The sequence below is a fragment of the Dactylosporangium sp. NPDC006015 genome (assembly GCF_040614215.1).
GTDB lineage: Bacteria > Actinomycetota > Actinomycetes > Mycobacteriales > Micromonosporaceae > Dactylosporangium > Dactylosporangium maewongense.
In genome coordinates this window covers 1-22,293 of record NZ_JBEXUD010000031.1, presented here as the reverse complement: position 1 = coordinate 22,293, position 22,293 = coordinate 1, and the positions used below count along the sequence as shown (strand labels likewise).

Genomic DNA, 22,293 nt, shown 5'->3' with positions numbered 1-22,293 from the left:
CATGCAGGAACGGATCTTAGGACGGACCGGTGCCCCGGTCGGCGTGGTAGGGCTCGGCGCGTGGCAGCTCGGCGCCGACTGGGGCGAGGTCGACGAGGACCAGGCGCTCGCGACCCTCGCCGCCGCGCACGAGGCGGGCGTGACGTTCATCGACACCGCCGACGTGTACGGCGACGGCCGCAGCGAGCGCCTCGTCGGGGCCTTCATCAAGGACCGGCCCGGCATCACGGTCGCCACGAAGATGGGGCGCCGGGTGCCGCAGGAGGCCGACCGGTACAACCTCGACAACTTCCGCGCGTGGAACGACCGGTCCCGGGAGAACCTCGGCGTCGACACCATCGACCTGGTCCAGCTGCACTGCCCGCCGTCGGAGGTGTACTCCACCGACGAGGTGTTCGACGGCCTGGACCTGATGGTGCAGGAAGGCCGCATGAAGGCCTACGGGGTGAGCGTCGAGACGGTCGCCGAGGCGCTGACCGCGATCGCCCGGCCCGGCGTCGCCACCGTGCAGATCATCTTCAACATGCTGCGGCTCAAGCCCCTGGACGACGTGCTGCCCACGGCGGAGAAGATGGGCGTCGGCATCATCGCCCGCGTCCCGCTCGCCAGCGGCCTGCTGTCCGGGCGCTACGACGAGCACACCACGTTCGGCGCCGACGACCACCGCACCTACAACCGGCACGGCGAGGCGTTCGACCAGGGCGAGACGTTCTCCGGTGTCGACTACGACACCGGGCTCGCCGCCGTGCGCCGGCTCGCGCCGCTCAAGCCCGAAGGGCTGACGATGGCGCAGTTCGCGCTGCGCTGGATCGTCGACCACCCCGCCGTGTCGGTGGTCATCCCGGGCGCCCGCAGCGGCGAGCAGGCCCGCGCCAACGCGGCCGTCGGGAGCGCCGACCCGCTGCCCGCCGCCACCCATGAGGCGGTCCGCGAGGTGTACGACGACCTCATCCGCCAGTCGGTCCACAGCAGGTGGTAGCGACTGGCGACACCATCGGTGTCGAGGAGGAGTTCCACGTCGTCGACGCGGAGACCGGCGAGCTGTCGCCGTCCGCCCGGCGGGTGCTGCGCGGCGCCGACGCCGAGCCGGAGCTGCACCGGTCGATGGTCGAGACGGCCACCGCCGTGCACACCGACCTCACCGCGCTGCGCGCCGACCTGATCGAGAAGCGCCGCTCCCTGGTGGAGTCCGCCGGGCGGCACGGCCTGGCGATCGTCGCCGCCGGCACGGTCCCCGGCTCGGGCGCGGCCCCGAGCCGGGTCTACCCGGACGAGCGCTACGAGCGCATGGCCCAGGAGTACCGGCAGCTCGTCGACGAGCAGCAGGTCGCCGCGTGCCAGGTGCAGGTCGGCGTGCCCGACAGGGACCTCGCGGTGCGGATCACCCGGCGGATCCGGGAGTGGCTGCCGGCGCTGCTCGCGCTCAGCGTCAGCTCGCCGTACTTCGCCGGCAACGACACCGGCTACGCGTCCTACCGCACGGTCGTCACGTCGCGCTGGCCGACCGTCGGCCCGCCGCCGGACCTGGGCTCCGCCGCGGAATACCAGCGGGTCGTCGACACGCTCGTGGAGAGCGGCGTGATCAGCGACGCGGGCATGGTCTACTTCGACGCCCGGCCGTCCGCGCGGTACCCGACGGTCGAGGTGCGGGTCGCCGACTCGTGCCCGAACGTCGACGACGCGGTGCTGCTCGCCGCGCTCGCCCGCGGTCTCGTCACGGTCGCCGCCGACGACGACGCCGCCGGCCGGCCCCTGCCGGAGGCGCCGCAGGTGCTGCTGCGGGCCGCGACGTGGCGGGCCGCCCGGTCCGGGCTCAGCGGCCACCTCGTCGACCCGTCGACCCGGTCCGCGCTGCCGGCGATCGCCCGCGTCGACGCGCTGATGGAGCACGTCCGCCCGGCCCTCGAGGCCCGCGGCGAGTGGGAGATCGCCGTCGACCTCCTGGAGGACCTCCGCGGGCGCGGCACGTCGGCGACCCGGCAGCGGGCGCTCAAGGACCACCGCGAGGTCGTACAGTCCCTGGCAAAGGAGACGGCCGAAGGGACAGGTTCCGGATGACGCTGCGCGGGCTGCTGGTCGACTACGGCGGGGTCCTCACCACCGACGTGTTCGCCTCCTTCGACGCGTTCTGCGCCCGGGAGGGCCTGCCGCCCGGCACGGTCCGCGACCTCTTCCGCGACGACCCGGCCGCCCGGTCGCTGCTCGGCGGCCTGGAGGACGGCACGCTGCCCGACGCCGAGTTCGAGGCCGGGTTCGCGGCGCTGCTCGGGGTGTCGCCGGAGGGCCTCATCGAGCGGCTCCTCGGCGCCACCACCGCCGATGTGGCGATGCTCGACTTCGTCCGGGCCGCCCGCGGCCGCGGCATCCGCACGGGCCTGATCTCCAATTCGTGGGGTTCTCAGCGGTACGACCGGATCCTGCTCGACGAGCTGTTCGACGGGATCGTGATCTCCGGCGACGTCGGGGTGCGCAAGCCCGACCCGCAGATCTACGTGCTGGGCGCGGCGGCGATCGGGCTGCCGCCGCAGGAGTGCGTCTACGTCGACGACCTGCCGGGCAACCTCAAGCCGGCGCGGGCGCTGGGCATGACGACGGTCCGGCACCGCACCCCGGAGGAGACCCTGGAGATCCTGACGGCGTGCCTGCAGGACGCCCCGGCATGAGCGGGCGCGCTCCTACCGGGCGGGCCGGCGTGAACCGCCGGGCGCTCCCGACGGGCGGGCTCTCGTGAACCGCCGGGCGCTCCTGCTCGGCGGTGCCGGCGCCCTGCTGCTCTCGGCGTGCGAGTCGGACGGCGCCGGGGCGACCGGAAACCTGCGGATCGCGACCGGTAGCACGGGCGCCGTCTACTACCAGTACGGCAAGGCGATCGCGGACCTCACGAAGCGGTACCTGCCGGACGTCCACGCCAGCGTCCTCACCACGAACGCGTCGAAGGAGAACGTCGGCGCGATCCTCGCCGGCCAGGCCGAGCTCGGCTTCACCCAGGCCGACACCGCCGGCGAGGGCGACCGGGCCGCGCCGGGGCAGCTCGCCGCGCTCGCCCGCATCTACGACGACTACGTGCACCTCGTCGTCGCCCGGGACAGCCCGATCGAGACCGTCGCGGACCTGCACGGCAGGCAGGTGTCGGTCGGCGCCGCCGGCTCCGGCACCGCGGGCACCGCCGACCACATCCTCGACGTCGCCGGGGCCGGCCTCAAGGCGAGCATCATCCAGCGCCCGCTCAACCTCGACGACTCGGTCAAGGCGCTGCAGGCCCGCCAGATCGACGCGTTCTTCTTCTCCGGCGGGCTGGCCGTCGGCCTGATCCGGCAGCTGGCGGAGAAGTTCCCGATCCGGCTCCTCGCCCTCGACACGTTCGTCCAGCCGCTGCGCAAGGCGTTCGGCAACTACTACGCGGAGCGGGTCGTGCCCGCCTCGGCGTACCACGGCATCAACCCGACGGTCGCGATCGGCATCGCCAACTATCTCGTCGTGCGGGGGTCGATGCCCGAGCCCCTCGCCTACGGCGTGACGCGGCTGCTCTTCGAGGGCCGCGACGAGCTCGCCAAGGCGCACCAGGCGGCGGCCCGGCTCAACATCCGCTCCGCGATCAGCACCCCGCCGCTGCCGCTGCACCCCGGCGCCGTCCGCTACTACCGCGCTCAGAAGGCCTGAACGGCGACCACCACCACCTGCACCTGCGGGCCGAGGGCGCCGTCGAGCGCGGCGCCGAACACGATCTCCGCGTCCGGGTGGGCGCGGCCGGCGATCTCCTCCATCGCGGTGGCGACCTCGTCGTAGGTGACGCCGGCGTCGCCGGACACCGACACCAGCACGGTGCGGGCGCCGTCGACGCGGTCGTCGAGGAGGTGCTCCAGCCCGCCGGCCGCCGCCCGGGCCGCGGCGACGACCCGCTGGTCGCCGCCGGCCTGGCCGACCCCGATCAGGGCCGTGCCGCCGCCGGTCAGGGCGGCCCGGACCGTGTCGAAGCCGATGCGGATGATGCCGGGCGCGGTGAGCAGGCCGGCGATGCCGCGGACCGCGGTGTCGAGGACCCGGTCGGCCTCCCGGAACACGTCCATCATGCTGACGCTCCGGTCGCCGAGGCTCAGCAGGCGGTCGTTGGCGATGACGATCAGCGTGTCGCAGTGCTTCCGGAGCTCGGTGATGCCCTCGTCGGCGACCGCCTGCCGCTTGCGGCCCTCGAACGCGAACGGCCGGGTCACCACGCCGACCGTCAGCACGCCGAGGGAGCGGGCGACGCGGGCGACCACGGGCGCGCCGCCGGAGCCGGTGCCGCCGCCCTCCCCGCACGCCAGGAAGACGAGGTCCGCCCCGGTGAGGACGGCCTTGAGGTCGGCCTCGTGCGCCTCGGCGGCGAGCCGGCCGGTCTCGGGGTCGCCGCGCGAGCCGAGGCCGCGGACCGCCTCGCCGATGTCGACCTTCACGTCGCTGTCGGACATCAGCAGCGTCTGCGCGTCGGTGTTGACGCTGATGTACCGGACGCCGTCGATCCGCTCCTCGATCATCCGGTTCACCGCGTTGATCCCGCCGCCGCCGATGCCGACGACCCTGATGTCGGGCGGCGACGCCGGGACGGCGGCGGTGGGCGCCGGCCGCGGTGCCGGGAGGACGGCCGCGAACGCGGCGTTGCGGCTCAGCGCGAGCCGGGCGGCGGTGTCCCGGTTGATCTGCTCCGGGCGGGGCAGCCCGCGGGACACCATCGTGTGCAGGACCCGCTCGTAGATGAGGCCGAGGGTCAGCAGCTCCGGGCCGTCCGGCACGCCGGAGCGCAGCAGCGACACCAGCTCCCCGGTGAACGCGGTGTGCTCCGCGTCGGGCGGCGCGAGCGCGAGATGGTTCGCCGCGGTGGCGGTGAGGATGTAGACGCCCTCGATGCCGGTCAGGCCGACGATGCTCTCCCCCGACATCGCCGGGATCGCCCGGCCGGAGAAGCAGCAGTCGAGCACGACGACCCGGTTCGCGGCCGGGAACCGGCCCCGGTCCATGACGACGGTGCGCAGGTCGTCGTAGCGCAGCGTGCGGAACGGCAGCCGGTCGACGTCGGTGGTGCCGATGGCCAGGTACAGCTCCCCGGTCCGCGGGCCCGGCAGGCCGTGCCCGGCGACGTAGACGATGAGGGTGTCCTCGGCCTCGACGGCGCTGTTCCACAGCTGGTCGAGGACGGACGTGTCGTCGGCGGGGTCCTGGATGACCACGCAGTGCTCCGGCGGCAGCCCGCCGAGGTCGGGGTCGGTGAGAACGCGGCGCATCGCGTCGAGGTTGTTGGCGACGGCGGGCAGGTCGGGCAGCGCCGCGGAGGCGTACGTGCCGGTGCCGATGAGCACCGCCCGGGACCGCGCCGGGTCGGGGAGCCGCACCCCGTCAGCCCTGACCGGCCGGCTGGGCTCCGGGCTGGGCTCCGGGCTGGGCTCCGGGCTGGGCTCCGGGCTGGGCTCCGGGCTCGATCGCGGGCTGGTTCAGGACCTCGCGGAGGAACGCCTGCGGGTCAGCGACCCGCTTCGCGTCGAGGGTGATCTCCCTGCCGTCGGGGGTCTTCACGGTGACCGCGATGTCGGCACGCCGCTGGGTCAGCCACACGCCGACGGACTTCGCGAGCGCCACCCACAGCGCGCCCGCCCCGGCGACGGTCGCGGCGGCCTGCACCACCAGCGCGGTCGTGCCGCCCATGGTGCCCTCGGGCGGCGGCTCCTGGGCGAGCCGCAGCCGGCCGCGCAGCTCGGGCTCCTCCCGCAGCCACCGCCACAGCTCCTCGGTGTCCGCCGTGCTGTCGCCGACCACGATGCGTGTCTCAGGGTTCACGGAGCCACGATGTCACAGCGCTCGATGCGTCGGGTGTCCGCGCCGGTCCGCCGATCCGCCAGTTCTTCCGCACCGCCCGGCGGTTGCCGCCGCCCCGGCCGTCGCCGCCCCGGCCGTCGCCGCCCCGACCGTCGCCACCCCGGCCGGGGTCAGGGGCTCGGGTCAGGGGCTCGGGAACCACAGGCGCGCGTGCAGGCCGCTCGGCTCGTTGGCGAGCAGGTCCAGGCGGCCCGACGACGCCTCGACGAGGACCGCGACGATCGGCAGGCCGAGACCGCTGCCGTCGACGTTCTGCGTGCCGGGCGCCCGCCAGAACCGTTCGGTGGCCAGCTCGCGCTGTTGCTCGGTGAGGCCCGGCCCGGTGTCGATCACGTGCACGGCGACGCCGCCCTTGTCGGCGGTGGGGCGGACCGTGACGGTGCTGCCCTCGGCCGAGAACTTGACGGCGTTGTCGATCAGCGCGTCCAGCGCCTGGTCCAGCGCGGTCGTCAGCGCGCGGGCCTTCAGGGCGTGCGGCGGCCGGACGTAGCGCAGCGTGATGTGCTTCTTCGCGGCGACGGGCTGCCACGCGACGACCCGCGCCCACGCGACCTCGCCGGCGTCGATGTCGGCGAGCTCGAAGCGGCCCCGCTCGGCGCGGGCGAGCGCGAGGAGGCTGTCGAGCACCTCGCCGAGGCGTTCGACCTCCTCGACGGCGAGCCGGTGGCCCTCGACGGCCTGCGGGTCGGTGAGGTCTGCGCCGAGGTCCTCGACCCGCAGCCGCACCGCGGTCAGCGGGTTGCGCAGCTGGTGGCTGGCGTGGGAGACGAACGCCCGCTGCCGCTCCAGGGAGTCGGCGACGGTCGCGGCCATCTCGTTGAACGCGGTGCCGAGGCGGCGCAGCTCCGGCGGGCCGTCGGCGGCGGGCACGCGGGCGGCGTAGTCACCGGCGGCGAGCTCGTGGGCGGCCGCGTCGAGCTCGGCGACCGGGCGCAGCGTCCAGCGGGCCAAGGACCAGGCCGCGACGATGCCGACGAACAGCACGACCAGCCCGCCGCCGGCAAGGATGCTCCAGGTGGTGCGGACGCCGGTGACGCGTCCGCCGACGGGCGAGACGGTGACGACGGCCCCGATGACCTCGCCGCCACGGCCGACCGGGACCGCGACCACGAAGGGTGCCGTCCGCCACGGCCAGATCGTGCCGTCGTCGCTGGCCTCGCGGCCTTCGAGGGCGCGGTGGGCCTGCCGCAGCACCGCCTTGTCGGCGAGGTCGACCAGGTTGGCACCGGGGCGGGACGACACGATGTTGACCGCGTCCTGGTTGAGCACGATCGCGGCGATGCCGTAGACCGCGTCGTAGCGGGCCAGCTCGGCGGCGAGCTCGTCGGTCTCGCGGGGTGCCCGCAGCGCCGGCTCGGCGATCGTGGCGAAGCGGCTGGCGTCGGCGAGCCGGTCGGCGACGACCTGCTGGGTGTCGCGGCTCGCGATGCTGAGCGCGAACGGCACCTCGAGCGCGATGAGCACCAGCAGGAGCAGCAGCACGTACGTGGCGACGAGGCGGACCCGCACGGTCAGAGTCCCGGCACGAGGCGGTAACCGACGCCGCGGACGGTCTGCACCAGGCCCGGCACGTCGAGCTTCGCCCGCAGCGAGCCGACGTGCACGTCCAGGGTGTGCCGGCCGACGAAGCTGGTCTGCCACACGGCGAGGATCAGCCGGTCGTACGTGACGACGACGCCCGGCGTGCGCACGAGCACGGCGAGGATCTCGAACTCCTTGCGGGTGAGCGCGACGTCCCGGCCGGCGACGGTGACCTGGCGGGCGGCCACGTCGACCCGGACCGGTCCGGCCGCGAGGACCTCGACGGCGCTCTGCTGCGCCCGCGTCGCGCGGCGCAGCACGGCCTCGATGCGCGCGTTGAGCTCCGCCATCGAGTAGGGCTTCACGACGTAGTCGTCGGCGCCGGTCTGCAGCCCGATGACCCGGTCGCGCTCCTCACCGCGGGCGGTGACGGCGATGATCGCGACCGACTCGTCCTTGCGGCGCAGGGTGCGACACACCTCGATGCCGTCGCCGTCGGGCAGGTTGAGGTCGAGCAGCACCAGGTCGAACGGCTCGCCCGCGAACGTGTCGAGGGCCGTCTGCGCGGTCGGGCAGTGCGCGACGTCGTGCCCGCGCCGGCGCAGGGCGGTGGCCAGCGCGGCCGCCACCCGGGCGTCATCTTCGACCAGCATCACTCGCATCGTGCGCCATGGTATTCGCAAGGGCAACAGCGCGTGTGCTCAGATGAGGGTCCGCAGCGCCTTCCGGTTGAGTTTGCCGACGCTGGTCAGCGGGATCTGGTCCAGGACGCGGATCTCCCGCGGCCGTTTCGTCGGGGCGAGGTGCTCGCGGGCGTAGGCGTCGAGCTCGTCGGCGGTCGCCGCGCCGGGGGCCGTCAGCGACACGAACGCGACCACCTCCTCGCCGAGCCGCTCGTCGGGCCGGCCGACCACGGCGGCCATCGCGACGGCGGGGTGGGCCGTCAACGCGTCCTCGACGTCACGCGGGTACACGTTGAACCCGCCCCGGATGATGAGGTCCTTCTTGCGGTCGATGATGCTGAGGTACCCGTCGCCGTCGATCGCGCCGATGTCGCCGGTCGCGAACCACCCGCCCGTCGCGCCGCTGTCCCGCGCGCCCCAGTAGCCACGCATCACGTTCGGGCCGCGGACGAGGATCTCGCCGTCGTCGCCGAGCCGGACCTCGATGCCTTCGAGGGGCTTGCCGACCGTGCCGCGGCGGGGCGCGTCCAGGGGGCTGCCGCTGACGATCCCGCCGGTCTCGGTGCAGCCGTACCCTTCGAGGACCCGCGCGGACGGCACCAGCCGCTCGAACGCCGCGGCCGCGGCGGGTGGCAGCGGGGCGGCGCCGGAGAACACGAACCGCAGCGCGCTCAGGTCGTGCTCCGCCAGGGGCTGGCCGAGCAGCATGACGATCATCGACGGGACGACGGCGGCGGTCTGCGCCCGCTGCTCCGCGGCGAGCCGCAGCCAGCCGGCGGGCTCGAACCACCGTTGCAGCACCGCGACCGGCGGCTCCGCGGCCTGCATCGCGCCGACGGTGACCATCAGGCCGTAGGAGTGCGACAGCGGCAGTGCGGTGATGCCGGTGTTGAGGCCGGGCGTGTGGGCCGCCTCCCGCGAGACCCGCCCCGCGTGCGCCAGGTTGGCGTGACTGAGCGCGACACCCTTGCTCCGTCCGGTGGTGCCGCCGGTGTACAGCAGTGCCGCGAGCTCACCGGGGTCCCGGTCCACGACCGGGATCGGGTCGGCCGCCAGCAGCGCGTCGAAGGACGGGGTGCCGACGACGATCGCGGGCACGCCGAGCTCGCGGCACAGGTCGCCGAACTTGGGCACCAGCTCCGGCGAGGTGACGACGGCGACGGCGCCCGAGTCGCGCAGGACGTGACGGAGCTCGTCGGCGGTGACGAGGAAGACCACCGGTGTGACCACCGCGCCGGCGCGCCATACCGCCTCGTACACCTGCGAAACCTCGGGACAGTTGGCCATGACGACCGCCACCCGGTCGCCGGGGCGCACCCCGGCCGCGCGCAGCCCTCCGGCGATGCGGGTCGCGCGCTCGTGCCCCTCCCCCGACGTGTGCCAGGCGCCCTCGAAGCAGAGTGCCGGGTAGTCGCCGTGCCGGTCGAGGGACGCCTCCGCGAGGCGGGCGAGGTTGGGCATCGACGACCTCCAGTCGCAATGTTTCTACACTGACTATGCCGATACCTGGGTACTGTCAAGTCCTCGCGAGGGAGCCGCATCATGACGGACCGTCCGATCACCGCCGGCGAGCGGTTCGCCGACGTCGGCGACTGGGGCTCCAGCCGGGGCGTCAACGGAAGCGCCGGCCCCAACCTGTGGCGGACGCTGGGCTTCCGGCGCACCGGCTGGGAGCCCGGCGGCTCGACCGTGGAGTGGGACGCGACCGTCGACTACGGCTTCACCACCCCCGGCGGCCCGGTGATCCAGGGCGGCCTGGTGACCGCGATCCTCGACTCGGCGATGGGCGGCGCCTGCTTCACGACGCTGGACCGCGACGAGCTGTTCCTGACCGCGGACCTGCGGGTCGAGTTCTTCCGGCCGACCCGGCCCGGGACGCTGCGCGCCGTGGGCACCGTCCTGCGCCGGACCAGGAAGGTCGTGTTCTGCGCCGCGGAGCTGTACGACGCCGACGGCACCACGCTTGCGGCCAGCCGCTGCACGCAGGTTCTCATGGCGGTCTGACCTTTTCGGCCCGGTTTCGCAGCGTCAAGTTTCTCTCAAGGAACGACGTGCGCGATTCCGCCGGTACGGTCCGAACCGCCACGGTGAACGGGTGGACATCGTGTCAACCGGCGAGCGCTATCGGGCCTCGACCGTCGCCGCGTTCGAGGCGGCCGTGCTGGTGCGATGTGCAGGGGTGTGTGGCGGAGGAGGACGAGCCCGGGCGCTGGGGGGTGCCCGGGTCCGTTCCGCGTTCACACACGTGCCAGCGGGGGTGCTCGCCGAGTTCAACCGCTCCGTCGCCGCGGACCGGCTGGTCGAGCTGCTCGGAGCGGCCGGCCACTCGGCGAGCGTGCACCGCTACACCGCCGGCACCCGCCACCGTTACGAGATCTTCCGCGTGTTCTGCGACGCCGTCTCCTTCCTCGACCGCGCCTGGCAGCAGGGGTACGCGGACCTGTGCGGCGCGCCCGAGCTGCCCCGGTCGGCGCGCCAGATCCGCCACGCCCGCCAGCTCGCCGAGTCGGCGTGGCGGGGCGTGCTGATGGTGTCGGGGCCGTCCCGGTCCGGCTCCCCCGGCCTGCGGGTCCCCGACCTGGAGACCGCCACGGTCCTGATCCGCGCCGGCCGGATGATGAGCCTGCCGGTCCGCATGAGCACCCGCCCCGGCGGCCAGCTGCTGCTGGTCATGCCGCAGGAGGTCGCGGCCTAGCCGCGCTCGCGCGGCGCGCCGCCACCGCCGGTCGCGCCACCGCCGGTCGTGCCACTGTCGGTCGTGCCACTGCCGGTCGCGCCACCGCCGGTCGTGCCACGGGTTGTCATGCCGCAGGAGGCGGGGCCTGGCCCCTGTCCTAATCCGACTCTTGAAGCCGCTCGAACTTGCGCTCCAGGCCGTCCACCAGCGCCTCCAGGCCCAGCTCGAACGCGCTGTCGTCGACGTGGGTGTGCCGCTCCGCCAGGCGATGGGCGTCGCGCAGGTGCGGGTAGTCCCTCGCGTACAGGTCCGGGTCGTCGACGAAGCCGAGCGCGAACGAGCCCAGCGCCGAACCGGCGACGAAGAACCGCATGGTCGCGCCGATCCGGGTCGCGTGCCCCGGCGACCACCCGGCGTCCACGAGCGCGCCGTAGACCGCGTCCGCCAGGCGCAGCGACGCGGGCCGGCGGGCCGGGCCGCGCGCCAGGAACGGCACCACGTTGGGGTGCGCGCGGAACGCCGCCCGGTAGGCCCGCGCCCACGCCTTCAGCGCCTCCGGCCACGGGTCGCGGCCGAGCATGGACAGGTCGACACCGGCGACGATGGCGTCGCCGATCGCGTCGACGATCTGCTCCTTCGTGGCGAAGTGGTTGTACAGCGACGGCGCCTGGACGCCCAGCTCGCGGGCCAGCCGCCGGGTCGACAGCGCGTCGAGCCCGTCGGCGTCGACGATCGCGGTGGCGACCTCGACGATGCGGTCACGGCTGAGGAGTGGCGTTCTGGGGCGAACCATGGCTACGATCTTAGAAACTAACGGCGTTAGTTAACGGACCGGGTTTCTTGGAGCTTGCATGGACTTCACGCTCAACGACGATCAGCGCGCGATCCGCCAGGTCACCGCCGACTTCGTCAGCCGCGAGATCACCCCGCACGCCGCCGCCTGGGACCGCGCCGAGCACGTCGACCTCGCGATCGTCAAGAAGCTCGCCGACCTGGGGATCTTCGGCATCACGATCCCCGAGGAGCACGGCGGCAGCGGTGGCGACCACACCACGTACTGCCTGGTCCTGGAGGAGCTCGGCAAGGGCGACTCGTCGGTGCGCGGCATCGTGTCGGTGTCCCTCGGCCTGGTCGCCAAGAGCATCAACGGCTACGGCACGCCCGAACAGAAGGCCGCCTGGTTGCCGCGGCTGTGCGCCGGCGACGCCCTGGGCTGCTTCGCGCTGACCGAGCCCGACACGGGCTCCGACGCGGGTGCGCTGTCGACGCGGGCGACCCGGGTGGACGGGGGCTGGCGGCTGGACGGCGCGAAGATGTTCATCACCAACGGCACCTGGGCGCAGGTCGCGGTGGTCTTCGCCCGCACCGGCGGACCGGGCCCGAAGGGGGTGTCGGCCTTCCTGGTGCCGACGGACACGCCGGGCCTGCGGATCGAGGAGATCCACGGCAAGCTCGGCCTGCGCGGGCAGGCGACCGCGGCGCTGACCTTCGAGGGCGTCACGGTCGGCGAGGACGCGCTGCTCGGCGAGCTGGGCCAGGGCTTCAAGATCGCGATGTCGGCCCTGGCGAAAGGCCGGATGTCCCTGGCGGCCGGCTGCGTCGGCATCATCCAGGGCTGCCTCGACGCCGCCGTCGCCTACGCGAAGCAGCGTTCTCAGTTCGGGCGGCCGATCGCCTCGTTCCAGCTGGTGCAGCAGCTCATCGCCGACATCTCCGTCGAGGCCGACGCGGCGCGGCTGCTGACCTGGCGGGTCGCCGACCTGATCGACCGGGGGCTGCCCTTCGCCACCGAGTCGTCCACCGCGAAGCTGTACGCCTCCGAGGCCGCCGTCCGCTCGGCGAACGCGGCGCTGCAGGTCTTCGGCGGTTACGGGTACATCGACGAATACCCCGTCGGCAAGTACCTGCGCGACGCACGGGTCACTACCGTGTACGAGGGGACGAGCCAGATCCAGAAACTCATCATCGGTCGCGCCCTCACCGGCGTGAACGCGTTCGTCTAGGGGGCCTGAATGAGCGGAGCGCAGCGGAAGGTGGCGGCATGAGCATCGACGTCTACAACCCGGCGACCGAGGAGGTCATCGGGTCCGTTCCGGAGACCGATTCCGTGGACCCGGCCGTTGCCGCCGCCCGGGCCGCCCTCGGGCCGTGGTCGGCGCTGCCGCGGGCCGAGCGCGCCGCGCACCTGGCGGCGCTGCGCGACCTGCTCGTCGCGCACGCCGACGAGCTCGCCGGCATCATCACCGCGGAGATGGGCGCGCCGCTGGCCATCGCCCGCAAGGTGCAGGTGGGCCTGCCGATCGCGGTGCTGTCCTCGATGGTCGACCTGCTCAACCGCGACGAGTGCGAGGAGCGGATCGGCAACTCCCTCGTCGTGCGCGACCCGGTCGGGGTCGTCGCGGCGATCACCCCGTGGAACTATCCGCTGCACCAGACGGTCGCGAAGCTCGCCCCGGCCCTCGCGGCCGGCAACACCGTCGTGCACAAGCCGAGCGAGGTCGCGCCCCTGTCCGCGCTGCGGCTCGCCGAGCTGGTCCGCGAGGCGGGGCTGCCGTCGGGCGTGTACAACCTGGTCACCGGCTACGGCGACCCGACCGGGGCGGCCCTGGCGGGGCACGCCGGGGTGGATCTCGTGTCGTTCACCGGGTCGACGGGCGCCGGCCGTACCGTGGCCGCCCTCGCCGCGTCGCATCTCGCGCGGGTCTCGCTCGAGCTCGGCGGGAAGTCCGCCAACGTGATCCTGCCGGACGCCGACCTGGCCGCCGCGGTGAAGGTCGGCATCGGCAACTGCTACCTGAACTCCGGCCAGACCTGCACCGCCTGGACCCGCCTCCTCGTGCACGAGTCCCAGCACGACGAGGTGGTCGACCTGGCCGTCGCGGCCGCTTCGAAGTACACCGTCGGCGACCCCACCGACCCGGCGACCCGTCTCGGACCCCTCGCCTCCGCCGCCCAGCGCGACCGCGTGCGGTCCTACATCGCGCGTGGCGTCGCCGACGGTGCCCGGATGGCGCTGGGCGACGGCTCCGTGCCCGACGTCGGCTACTACGTGGCGCCGGTCGTCTTCGCCGACGTGGACCCCGCCTCCGTCATCGCGCAGGAGGAGATCTTCGGGCCGGTCCTGTCGATCATCCGGTACCGCGACGAGGACGACGCCGTCCAGATCGCCAACGGGACGCCGTACGGCCTGGCCGGCAGCGTCTGGTCGGGGTCCCCCGAGCGTGCGCTCGCGGTCGCCCGCCGCCTCCGGACCGGTCAGGTCGACGTCAACGGCGGCTCGTTCAACCCCCTCGCGCCGTTCGGCGGGATCGGGGACTCCGGATACGGGCGTGAGCTCGGCGTCCACGGCTTCGAGGAGTTCACGTCGGTGAAGGCGATCCAGCTGTGACGTCCGCGCTGGTACTGCGAGCGGTGGACGGTCCCGCCTCGGTCGAGGACGTCGTGCTGAACCCCGTCGGCCCGTCGCAGGTGCGGGTGCGCCTGGCGGCGGCCGGGGTCTGCCACTCCGACCTGTCCCTGGCCAACGGCACCCTCCGCCAGCCGTTCCCGGTGGTGCTCGGCCACGAGGGCGCCGGCGTCGTCGTGGAGGTCGGGTCCTCCGTCTCGGACATCTCGGTCGGCGACCACGTGGTGCTGAACTGGTCGCCGCCATGCCGCTCCTGCTGGTTCTGTTCAGCCGGCGAGCCGTATCTGTGCTCGCACGCCGACGACGCCCGCGGGGTGCCCTACGCGCGCACCGCGCTCGGAGACGACCTCTACGCGGGCCTCGGCACCGGGGCGTTCGCCACCGAGACGGTCATCGGCGCGCACGCCTGCATCCCCGTGCCGGCGGACATCCCGCTCGAGGAGGCGGCCCTGCTCGGCTGCGCGGTCCTCACCGGCGTGGGGGCGGTCCTCAACTCCGCCCGGGTGCGTTCCGGGGAATCGGTCGTCGTGATCGGCCTCGGCGGCGTCGGTCTCGCGGCCCTGCAGGGCGCCCGCATCGCCGGGGCGTCCACAGTCATCGCCGTCGACGCGTCCCCGTCGAAGTCTTCGCTGGCGCTGTCGCTGGGCGCGACCCACTTCCTGGCCCCCGGCCCGTCGCTGGCCAAGGAGGTCCGCGCGCTGACCTCCGGCCGGGGCGCCGACCACGCCATCGAGTGCGTCGGCCGCGCCGCGACGATCCGCGCCGCCTGGTCCGTGACCCGCCGCGGCGGGCGCGCCACCGTGCTCGGCCTGGGCTCCAGCACCGACGAGGTGACGTTCAACGCCTTGGAGGTGGCGTACTTCGCCCGGACGCTCACCGGGTGCATGTACGGCAGCACCGACCCCGCCGTCGACGTGCCCGTGCTGCTGTCGCACTACCGCTCGGGGGCGCTGAACCTGGCCGCCCTCGTCACCGACCACGTCTCCCTGGCCGAGGTGCCGGCCGCCTTCGACCGCATGCGCTCCGGCGTCGGCGCCCGCACCCTCGTGCGGTTCTGACGTCACTCCGGGCGCCCGCACCCGCGCTCCCGACCCGGCAATGGCCGGCGGACGTGTCGCGGGTGCGGCCGCCGCTGGCGGCGGGGCCGTCGCGGGTGCGGCCGCCCGCCGGCGGCGGGGCCGTCGCGGGGCACGACGCCCGCCCGTTGCGCCGTTGACGCCCGCTCCACCCAGGATTTCGCCCCACGGCGAGCGCACTTCTTGGCCCCGCCCCCTCGAACCACACCGCGCACTGCACCCGGCGTCACATCCAGCACTGCATCTCGGGCCGCACCTCGCCTCGAACCACACCTCGCGGCCTCCCGCCATCCGCACAGACATTGATCAATGCCCCGATTCACCCCCTCTGCACCCATCAACGCCGCCCCACCCCTCAGGTCGCACCCAGCCTCGAACCGCATCCCGCAGCAGCACTGGCGCCACCTCCAGCGCCGCACCTCGGCCACACCTCACCTCGAACCGCACCTCACGGCCACCCCTCTCACACATACGCTGATCAATGCCCCAACTTGCCCCAATTGCGCCATCGACGCTGCGCGATCCACCCACAAAATGATCTCTGGAATGTGGGTAGATCGCGCAACGTCTATCCGCATGCGCGCGGCCGTGGCCGTTTCGCGGTTGTCCACAAGCGGGCAGTTATCCACAGATCGGCGCAGGCCGCGAAGCGCGAAAAGCGCGGGCGGGGCAGCATTCAGGCATGCACCGGTCACTCCAGCAGTTCGCCGACTCCAACGACGGTGTCGTGCTCCGACGCGCCGCCGTCCGCGTCGTCGATCGGGTTGTTGTCGACCGTGCCGCCGGCTGCGGCCAGATCGTCAGGGTCTGCCCGAAGACGTTCGTCGACTCGGCTCTGGCAGACGACAGGCGGGCACTGCTGCGGGCCGTCGCCCGGTATGGCGGCGAGAGCGGCGCGCTGTCACACACCAGTGCGCTGGAGGTGTGGCGGCTTCCCGTGCCGGCCACCGGCCCGATCCATCTCACCATCGGGCCGGGGCACTTCCTGCGCGGAGCGGCGGGCGTCCGTGTCCATCGCCGGATGGCCCCGCTGGACGACGTCGTCGTCCGCGACGGGTTGCGGGTCGTCCGCGTCGAGCGGGCGGTGGTCGACAGCTGGCCGTTGCTGGAGCGGGACCTGGGGCGGGCGGCGGCGATCGTCGCGGTCAACCGCCGCATGACGACACCCGATCGGCTCATGGCGGCCCTGGATCGCGCGCCACGGATCGGTGGGCGGCGCGGGCTGGCACGGCTCGTCGAGCTGCTGCAGGCGGGGTGCAGGAGCCACCTCGAGCTGTGGGGGTATCAGCGGGTGTTCGCCGGTGCGGGATTCGAGGGCCTGCGATGGCAGGCACCGGTCAGGGTGGGCGGGCACACGGTGTATCTGGACGCCTTCGACCCGCGCACCGGTGTCGACTTCGAGCTCGACGGCACGGAGTTCCACGCCGGTCTCGCCGATCGGGAGCGGGATCTGCGCCGCGACACGGCGCTGCAGGCCGAGGGGCTGACCGTCGTGCGGTTCACCCACGCCCGCCTGCGCCGCGATCCAGACGGTGTTCGGCGCGAGGCGCTGGCGGTCATGAATGCGCGCGCGGACGGATGGTCGCGGCGGTGGTCGTATGCAGAATGACCTCCGCGACCATGGTGGGGTTGTCGCTCATGGGGACGTGGCCGCAGCCGTCGAGGGCGACGTGGTGGGCGTCGGGGAGGCGTTCGCGGGCGACGCCTGCCTGGACCGGCAGGAAGATGCGGTCGCGGGAGCCCCAGGCGACGGTGACCGGGACGTCGGGGCGGGCGGTGTAGGCGTAGGCGCGGCCGTGGCGGGCGACGGCGCCGAAGCCCCTGCCGCCGCGCAGGGCCAGGGTGTCGGCGAGGGCGCGTTCGGCGGTGAGGACGCTCGGGTCGCGCACCAGCCAGCCGAAGGAGAATGCCTTGCCGAAGCCGGTGCGGTAGAAGACCTTCAGCAGCGGCGTGGGGGTGAAGGCGCCGACACGGTGGCCGCGCAGGATGCTCAGCGCGCGGCGCACCTGGGCGGGGGTGCAGAAGCCGGCGGGCGACAGGGCGGTCGCCGAGCGGGCGTGGCCGGCGGCGGCGAGCTCCAGGGCGATGGCACCGCCGAGGCTGTTTCCGGCGACGTGCGGCCGGTCCAGGCCCGTCTCGGCGAAGTACTCGGCCAGGGCCGCGACGGCGCTCGGCATGCCCTGGTTGTCGGCCGGGGCGGGCGAGCGGCCGAAGCCGGGCAGGTCGATCGCGATCACGTCGTGGTGCTCGGCGAGCAGGTCGATGACCGGCTCCCAGGCGCGCCAGTGGTGGCCGATGCCGTGGATGAGCACGAGCGGCTCACCAGTTCCCTTGCGGACACTGTGCAGGGTCATGCCCACTCCTCCGCTGCGCTCCGGTGCGGTCATGCGGTCACCTCGTATGCCGTGACGTCGAAGCGCTTCATCCGCTGCCGGAAGCGCCAGGTGGACCCCGGCCACAGGGTGGAGTTGCGGCCGGTCGTGTCGATGTACCAGCTGCTGCAGCCACCGGTCGCCCAGACCGTCTTCGTCATACGGCGGTCGACGGCGGCGGTGAAGGCACGCTGCGCCTCCGCGCGCGGCTCGATGCTGCGCGCACGATCCAGGGTCTTCAGGGCGCCCAGGACGTATTCGATCTGGGCCTCGATCATCAGCACGACCGAGTTGTGGCCGAGGCCGGTGTTAGGGCCGAGCAGGAGGAAGAGGTTGGGGAAGCCGGCGACGGTGGTGCCGCGGTAGGCCTGCGGGCTGCCCTGCCACACCTCGGCCAGGCTGCGGCCGTCGCGGCCACGGACACGTTCGGAGATGGGGAGGTCGGTGACGTGGAAGCCGGTACCGAAGATGATGGTGTCGACCTCGTGCTCGACGCCGTCGCGGGTGACGATCCCTTGTGGACGGACCTCCGCGATCGGCTCGGTCACCACGTCGACGTTGTCCCGGGTCAGCGACGGGTAGTAGGTGTTGGACTTGAGGACCCGCTTGCAGCCCATCGCGTAGTCCGGGGTCAGCTTGGCGCGCAGCGCCGGGTCGGTGACGGCGGAGCGCAGGTTGCGCAGCGCGATCCGTTGCGCGAGCCGCATCACGGGCGGGCGGAGGAAGCCGATGACCGTGGACTCGATCGCCCAGTAGACGATCGTGCGCATCAGGCGTTGAGAGCCGGGGATCCGCTTGTACAGGGTGTGCTCCCAGCGACGCAGTGGGCGTTCGTTGCGCGGCATGACCCACGCGGCGGTGCGCTGGAAGAGGGTCAGGCGGGCGACGGAGGGCTGGATCGCCGGCACGAACTGGATCGCCGACGCCCCGGTGCCGATGACGGCGACCCTGCGGCCGGTCAGGTCGAGGTCGTGGTTCCAGCGGGAGGAGTGGAAGGTCTCGCCGCGGAAGGTCTCCAGGCCGGCGAGCTTCGGGACGACCGGCTCGTTGAGCGGGCCGCCGGCGCTGATCAGCACGTCGGCGGTCCACTCGCCGCGGGACGTCTCGATCCGCCAGTGCCCGGCGGCGGCATCCCAGCACGCGAGCCGCACGTCGGTGTCGAAGCGGATGCTGGGCCGCAGCCCGAAGCGGTCCGCGCAGCTTCGCAGGTACTGCCAGATCTCGGGCTGCGGGGAGTACGTGTTGCTCCAGGCCGGGTTCAGCGCGAAGGAGAACGAGTAGACGTGCGAGGGCACGTCGCACGCGCAGCCCGGGTAGGAGTTGTCGCGCCAGGTGCCGCCGAGGTCCGCCGCCCGTTCGAAGACGACGAAGTCGTCGTGGCCGCGCTGCTTGAGCCGGATCGCGGCGCCCAGGCCGCCGAACCCCGCACCGACGATCGCGATCCTGACGTGCATGCAGCCTCCCTGGTACCGACTGGTACCAGGGAGGTTACCACCGGGTATCTTCGCGGGGAAGCTATCCGGTCACAGGCCGAGCAGGCGGTCCAGGAAGTCGCGGTACTGGCGCACCGCGGCCCGCAGCCGCTCCGTGTCCTCGCTGCCCTCCTGCTGCCAGGCGCTCAGCTGCGCCCGCTGCGACTCGAGGGCTCCGGTGACGGCCGTGACCGCCTCGGTGACGAGCTGGTCGGCCTCGCCGGCGACGGACCGCGGGTCGTCGATGAAGCGCAGCTGCAGCTCGCGCCACCGTTCGCGCAGGCCGTCGGCGGCGCCTTCGGCCCAGATCGCTCCGACCGGCACCGTCTCGACCGCCCCGGGCCGCAGGTCCTGCCCGGCCCCGCCCTCCGCGCCGGTGGTGTCGCCGTCCGCCGCTCCGGCCGGCACGGGGACCGCGACGACGTCGCCGGCGTCGAGCGCCTCGCCACCTTCGAGCGCTTCGCTGCTGGCGCCGTCCTCGCCGGCGGTGACGGGCTCGTCGGTCACGACTGGGTCGTCGGTCAGGACCGGCCCGGCGAGGGTGCCGTCCCGGCGGTCGTCCGCGGTGTCAGCATCAGTGTCGTCGGCGACATCGACATCCGCATCGTCGTCGGCACGGTTGCCCGTTGCCGCATAGTCGGACGCGTCGTCGGCGTGGGTGAAGGCGGACGCGTCGTCGGCCCCCGCGTAGGTGGGCGCGTCGTCGATGCGTCCGTCGGTGCGGGCGTCGCGCGTGTCGGAGGCGTTGTCGTCGGTGTGGTCGTCCGTCAGGACGGCGGTGTCGGCGTAACGCGTGCCGGAAGCTTCGTCGTCGGTGCGGTCGTCCGCGAGGACTGCGGTGTGGTCGCCCGCGCGGGTGTCCGACTGGTCCTCCGGCAGGGAGCCGGCCCGGAGCTGGGTCGCGTGGTCCGCGGCCCACGCACGGTCCTCGGCGTCCTCCGCGGCGGCGGCTTCCTCCTCGCCGCGCTCGTCGGCGCGCGACTCGATGTCCGCGGGGACGAAGTCGGCGTCGCCCCGGGCCTCGTCCTCGTCACGGGCCGCGATCTCCTCGGCCGTCTCGTCACGGGTGGGGTTGCCGGTGTCCGTCGCGCCGCCGGCCCAGTCACCGCTCCGATCGTCTGTCCGGTCACCGGAGCCGTCGTCAGCCCGGTCGTCGGAGCGCTCGCCGGTCCAGTCGGCGGAGCCATCGTCGGAGTGGTCGACGGAGCCATCGTCGGCCCGGGTGTCGGAGCGTTCGTCGGCCAGGGTGTCGTCCAAGCGCGCGTCGTCGGCACGGTCCCCCGCCCAGTCGTCGGGACCACCTTCGGCCTGAGTGGCGTCCGAGCGGTCGTCGCCGGCACGGTTCCCAGTCCAGTCGTCGGAGCCGCCGTCGGACAGGGTGTCGTCCGAGCGGTCGCCGTCGGCGCGGTCCTCGGCGCGCTCTTCTTCCAGGGCCTGGTCGTGGTCGACGAGCTTGACGTCGTCGCGGTCGGCGATGCCGTCGTGGTCGGCGTCGGTCAGGGCGGACTCCGAGGCGTAGGTTCCCGCCGGGTACGTCTCGCCTTCTCGCGCGTCGTCGGTGCGGGCGTCGGCGTCGTGGACAACGCCGGTCTCGTGGTCGGTGTGAGCGGTGCCCACGGCGGTGTCGTCGGTGCTGTCGTCGTCGGAGGGGTGGCGGGGGCCGGGCACGTGCGTCTCGTCGAGGTTGCCGCGTTGATCCTGCATCGGGGGTTTCCTTTCCCGGCCTACGACCGGCGGCTGGTGTCGCGGGGAACGTCCTCGGGGTCGCGCTGCCCGGGCACGTCGGTGTCGCGGACGGCGGAAGCGTCAGCCGCATCGTCGGCACGGACAGCGCCGGCACGGACATGGTCGGCACGGGCGTCATCAGCGTGGACCGCATTGGCGCGGCCACCGTCAGCGCGGACACCGTCAGCACGGCCATCGTCGGCGCGGGCACCGTCGGCACGGACACCGTCGGCACGGACACCGTCGGCACGGACACCGTCGGCACGGACACCGTCGGCACGGACACCGTCGGCACGGACACCGTCGGCACGGACGTCATCGGCGCGGACGTCATCGGCGCGGACCGCATGAGCAGCGCGGACGTCGTCGGAGGCGGCAGCGCCGGAGATAGCAGCGCCGGAGATAGGAGTACCGGAGGGGGCCGCGGATGACGGGGTGGCGCCGGGGGTGGCGTCGACGCCGAGCAGGTCCGAGAACAGGGTGCGGTAGTGGACGACGGCCTGGCGCAGTTGTTCGGTGGTGGCCTCGCCGCGGTCGCTGAGGTCGCTGATCTCGTGCGCGTCGCGGTAGTGGCCGAGGGTGCGCGCGTGCTCGACGGAAAGGTGGGCGACCTGCTCCTCGTACTCGCCGGTCGGGTAGCCGCGCTCGGCGACCAGTTCGGTGACGAGGGCGTCGGCGTCGCGGACGGCGCCGGCGGGGTCGTCGAGGAAGCGGGCCTGGATCTCGGTCCATGCGGTGGTGTACCGGGTGCGCGCCTCCGGGGTGAGCTCGCGCAGCTCCAGCTCCAGCTCGGCGTGGCGGCGCTCCCGCTCGCGGAGCTCCCGTTCGGCGGCGGCGCGGCTGTCACCCTCGGCGACGGCCCGGTCGTACTCGGGGCCGAACCGGTGCTGCAGCGCCCGCCGCCGGGTGACGAACCAGATGCCGTAACCGATCGCCGCGATCACCAGGAGCACGACGATCGTGATGAGAACTTGGGTGGTTGTCATGGCGGTCCTCCTTCACAGGAGGTATGCCCGCCAGACAGTGCGTATCAAACGAAACCAGTAACTATGGACCGACGAGGTGCGTCAGGAAGTCGCGGTAACCGTGGACCGCCGCGCGCAGCTGCTCGGTGTCGTCCCGGCCGCTGGCGCGCCAGGTGCTGAGCTGGTCCTTGCGGGCGTTCAGCGACGCGGTCACCCCGGCGAGGGCGTCGTCGACGAGGCGCTCCGCCTCGCCCGCCGCGGTCTGCGGGTCGTCGACGAACCGCAGCTGCAGCTCCTGCCAGCGGGCCCGGACCTCGTACGCGTGACCCTCCGACGTCAGGGAGGACGTGGACGAGTAGTAGGAGCCGGGCGCCGGCACGGAGGACATCGGCGACGGCATCGCGGGGACGCCGGCCGCGGCGCCGTAGGCGGCCCCGTACGCGGGCATCTGCGCGCCGTTGACGGGCATGTTGCCGTTCGCGGAGGGCATGCCGGGCATGGCGCCGGGCATGGCGCCGGGCATGCCGGTGCCGGGCACCGCCGCGCCGG

Annotated in this window: 20 protein-coding genes and 1 pseudogene; 10 read left to right on the top strand and 11 right to left on the bottom strand. The window is 73.4% G+C overall.

Annotation, left to right across the window (positions count from 1 at the left end; genetic code table 11):
- The first annotated feature begins 1 nt into the window (after position 1).
- The 4 genes from ABZ321_RS39115 (at position 2) to ABZ321_RS39100 (ending at position 3,660) form a co-directional block, all read left to right on the top strand.
- Positions 2–979 (top strand): aldo/keto reductase, encoded by a 978-nt coding sequence (locus tag ABZ321_RS39115; RefSeq protein WP_344503454.1) that lies wholly within the window; start codon positions 2–4, stop codon positions 977–979.
- Entirely contained in the window at positions 973–2,058 is a 1,086-nt protein-coding gene (locus ABZ321_RS39110) for a glutamate--cysteine ligase (protein ID WP_344503453.1), read from the top strand. The genes ABZ321_RS39115 and ABZ321_RS39110 overlap by 7 nt, the downstream gene beginning before the upstream one ends.
- Positions 2,055–2,663 (top strand): HAD family phosphatase, encoded by a 609-nt coding sequence (locus ABZ321_RS39105; RefSeq protein ID WP_344503452.1) that lies wholly within the window; start codon positions 2,055–2,057, stop codon positions 2,661–2,663. The genes ABZ321_RS39110 and ABZ321_RS39105 overlap by 4 nt, the downstream gene beginning before the upstream one ends.
- A gap of 64 nt (positions 2,664–2,727) precedes the next feature.
- Complete coding sequence (locus tag ABZ321_RS39100) at positions 2,728–3,660, top strand: TAXI family TRAP transporter solute-binding subunit (protein WP_354900607.1); 933 nt, start codon at positions 2,728–2,730, stop codon at positions 3,658–3,660.
- On the opposite strand, the gene ftsZ is transcribed toward ABZ321_RS39100, so the two are convergent.
- The 5 genes from ftsZ to ABZ321_RS39075 all read right to left on the bottom strand — a co-directional run bounded on the left by ftsZ (position 3,648) and on the right by ABZ321_RS39075 (position 9,512).
- Positions 3,648–5,366 (bottom strand): cell division protein FtsZ, encoded by a 1,719-nt coding sequence (gene ftsZ, locus ABZ321_RS39095; RefSeq protein WP_354900606.1) that lies wholly within the window; start codon positions 5,364–5,366, stop codon positions 3,648–3,650. The genes ABZ321_RS39100 and ftsZ overlap by 13 nt on opposite strands.
- A gap of 4 nt (positions 5,367–5,370) precedes the next feature.
- Positions 5,371–5,808 carry a hypothetical protein gene (locus tag ABZ321_RS39090; protein WP_354900605.1) on the bottom strand — a complete coding sequence of 146 codons (438 nt, stop codon included), beginning with the start codon at positions 5,806–5,808 and terminating at the stop codon, positions 5,371–5,373.
- 162 nt (positions 5,809–5,970) lie between these two features.
- Positions 5,971–7,356, bottom strand: coding sequence for a HAMP domain-containing sensor histidine kinase (locus ABZ321_RS39085; RefSeq protein WP_344503448.1), 1,386 nt, complete (start codon positions 7,354–7,356; stop codon positions 5,971–5,973).
- A gap of 2 nt (positions 7,357–7,358) precedes the next feature.
- Entirely contained in the window at positions 7,359–8,030 is a 672-nt protein-coding gene (locus ABZ321_RS39080; RefSeq protein WP_344503447.1) for a response regulator transcription factor, read from the bottom strand.
- Positions 8,031–8,069: 39 nt separating this feature from the next.
- Positions 8,070–9,512, bottom strand: coding sequence for an AMP-binding protein (locus tag ABZ321_RS39075; RefSeq protein WP_354900604.1), 1,443 nt, complete (start codon positions 9,510–9,512; stop codon positions 8,070–8,072).
- Positions 9,513–9,593: 81 nt separating this feature from the next.
- Between ABZ321_RS39075 and ABZ321_RS39070 the strand changes: the two genes are divergently transcribed.
- Together ABZ321_RS39070 and ABZ321_RS39065 are read left to right on the top strand one after the other, a co-directional pair.
- Positions 9,594–10,055 (top strand): PaaI family thioesterase, encoded by a 462-nt coding sequence (locus ABZ321_RS39070; RefSeq protein WP_354900602.1) that lies wholly within the window; start codon positions 9,594–9,596, stop codon positions 10,053–10,055.
- A 241-nt stretch (positions 10,056–10,296) separates the two neighbouring features.
- On the top strand, positions 10,297–10,746 hold the full coding sequence (locus ABZ321_RS39065; protein ID WP_344503444.1) for a hypothetical protein: 450 nt from the start codon (positions 10,297–10,299) through the stop codon (positions 10,744–10,746).
- 139 nt (positions 10,747–10,885) lie between these two features.
- Here ABZ321_RS39065 and ABZ321_RS39060 read toward each other — a convergent pair whose 3' ends face one another.
- A complete protein-coding gene (locus tag ABZ321_RS39060; RefSeq protein WP_344503443.1) occupies positions 10,886–11,521 on the bottom strand; it encodes a TetR/AcrR family transcriptional regulator in 636 nt (211 codons plus the stop codon).
- 58 nt (positions 11,522–11,579) lie between these two features.
- Between ABZ321_RS39060 and ABZ321_RS39055 the strand changes: the two genes are divergently transcribed.
- The 4 genes from ABZ321_RS39055 (at position 11,580) to ABZ321_RS39040 (ending at position 16,819) form a co-directional block, all read left to right on the top strand.
- The gene (locus ABZ321_RS39055; protein WP_354900600.1) at positions 11,580–12,731 is read left to right on the top strand and encodes an acyl-CoA dehydrogenase family protein; all 1,152 of its coding nucleotides are present in this window, start codon (positions 11,580–11,582) and stop codon (positions 12,729–12,731) included.
- A gap of 38 nt (positions 12,732–12,769) precedes the next feature.
- On the top strand, positions 12,770–14,116 hold the full coding sequence (locus ABZ321_RS39050) for an aldehyde dehydrogenase family protein (protein WP_354900599.1): 1,347 nt from the start codon (positions 12,770–12,772) through the stop codon (positions 14,114–14,116).
- Positions 14,113–15,192 (top strand): zinc-binding dehydrogenase, encoded by a 1,080-nt coding sequence (locus ABZ321_RS39045; RefSeq protein WP_344503440.1) that lies wholly within the window; start codon positions 14,113–14,115, stop codon positions 15,190–15,192. Before ABZ321_RS39050 ends, ABZ321_RS39045 begins: the two co-directional genes overlap by 4 nt.
- 700 nt (positions 15,193–15,892) lie before the next feature.
- Positions 15,893–16,819, top strand: coding sequence for a DUF559 domain-containing protein (locus ABZ321_RS39040; protein ID WP_354900598.1), 927 nt, complete (start codon positions 15,893–15,895; stop codon positions 16,817–16,819).
- On the opposite strand, the gene ABZ321_RS39035 is transcribed toward ABZ321_RS39040, so the two are convergent.
- From ABZ321_RS39035 to ABZ321_RS39015, 5 genes and pseudogenes are all read right to left on the bottom strand, one after another.
- The gene (locus tag ABZ321_RS39035; RefSeq protein WP_354900597.1) at positions 16,767–17,564 is read right to left on the bottom strand and encodes an alpha/beta fold hydrolase; all 798 of its coding nucleotides are present in this window, start codon (positions 17,562–17,564) and stop codon (positions 16,767–16,769) included. The genes ABZ321_RS39040 and ABZ321_RS39035 overlap by 53 nt on opposite strands.
- A 29-nt stretch (positions 17,565–17,593) precedes the next feature.
- Entirely contained in the window at positions 17,594–19,036 is a 1,443-nt protein-coding gene (locus tag ABZ321_RS39030; protein ID WP_354900595.1) for an NAD(P)/FAD-dependent oxidoreductase, read from the bottom strand.
- Positions 19,037–19,105: 69 nt separating this feature from the next.
- Positions 19,106–20,758: a hypothetical protein gene (locus ABZ321_RS39025; protein ID WP_354900594.1), complete on the bottom strand. Its 1,653-nt coding sequence runs from the start codon at positions 20,756–20,758 to the stop codon at positions 19,106–19,108.
- A 20-nt stretch (positions 20,759–20,778) separates the two neighbouring features.
- Entirely contained in the window at positions 20,779–21,765 is a 987-nt protein-coding gene (locus ABZ321_RS39020) for a hypothetical protein (protein WP_354900593.1), read from the bottom strand.
- A 61-nt stretch (positions 21,766–21,826) separates the two neighbouring features.
- Positions 21,827–22,293, bottom strand: a pseudogene (locus ABZ321_RS39015) (hypothetical protein); the annotation flags it as partial.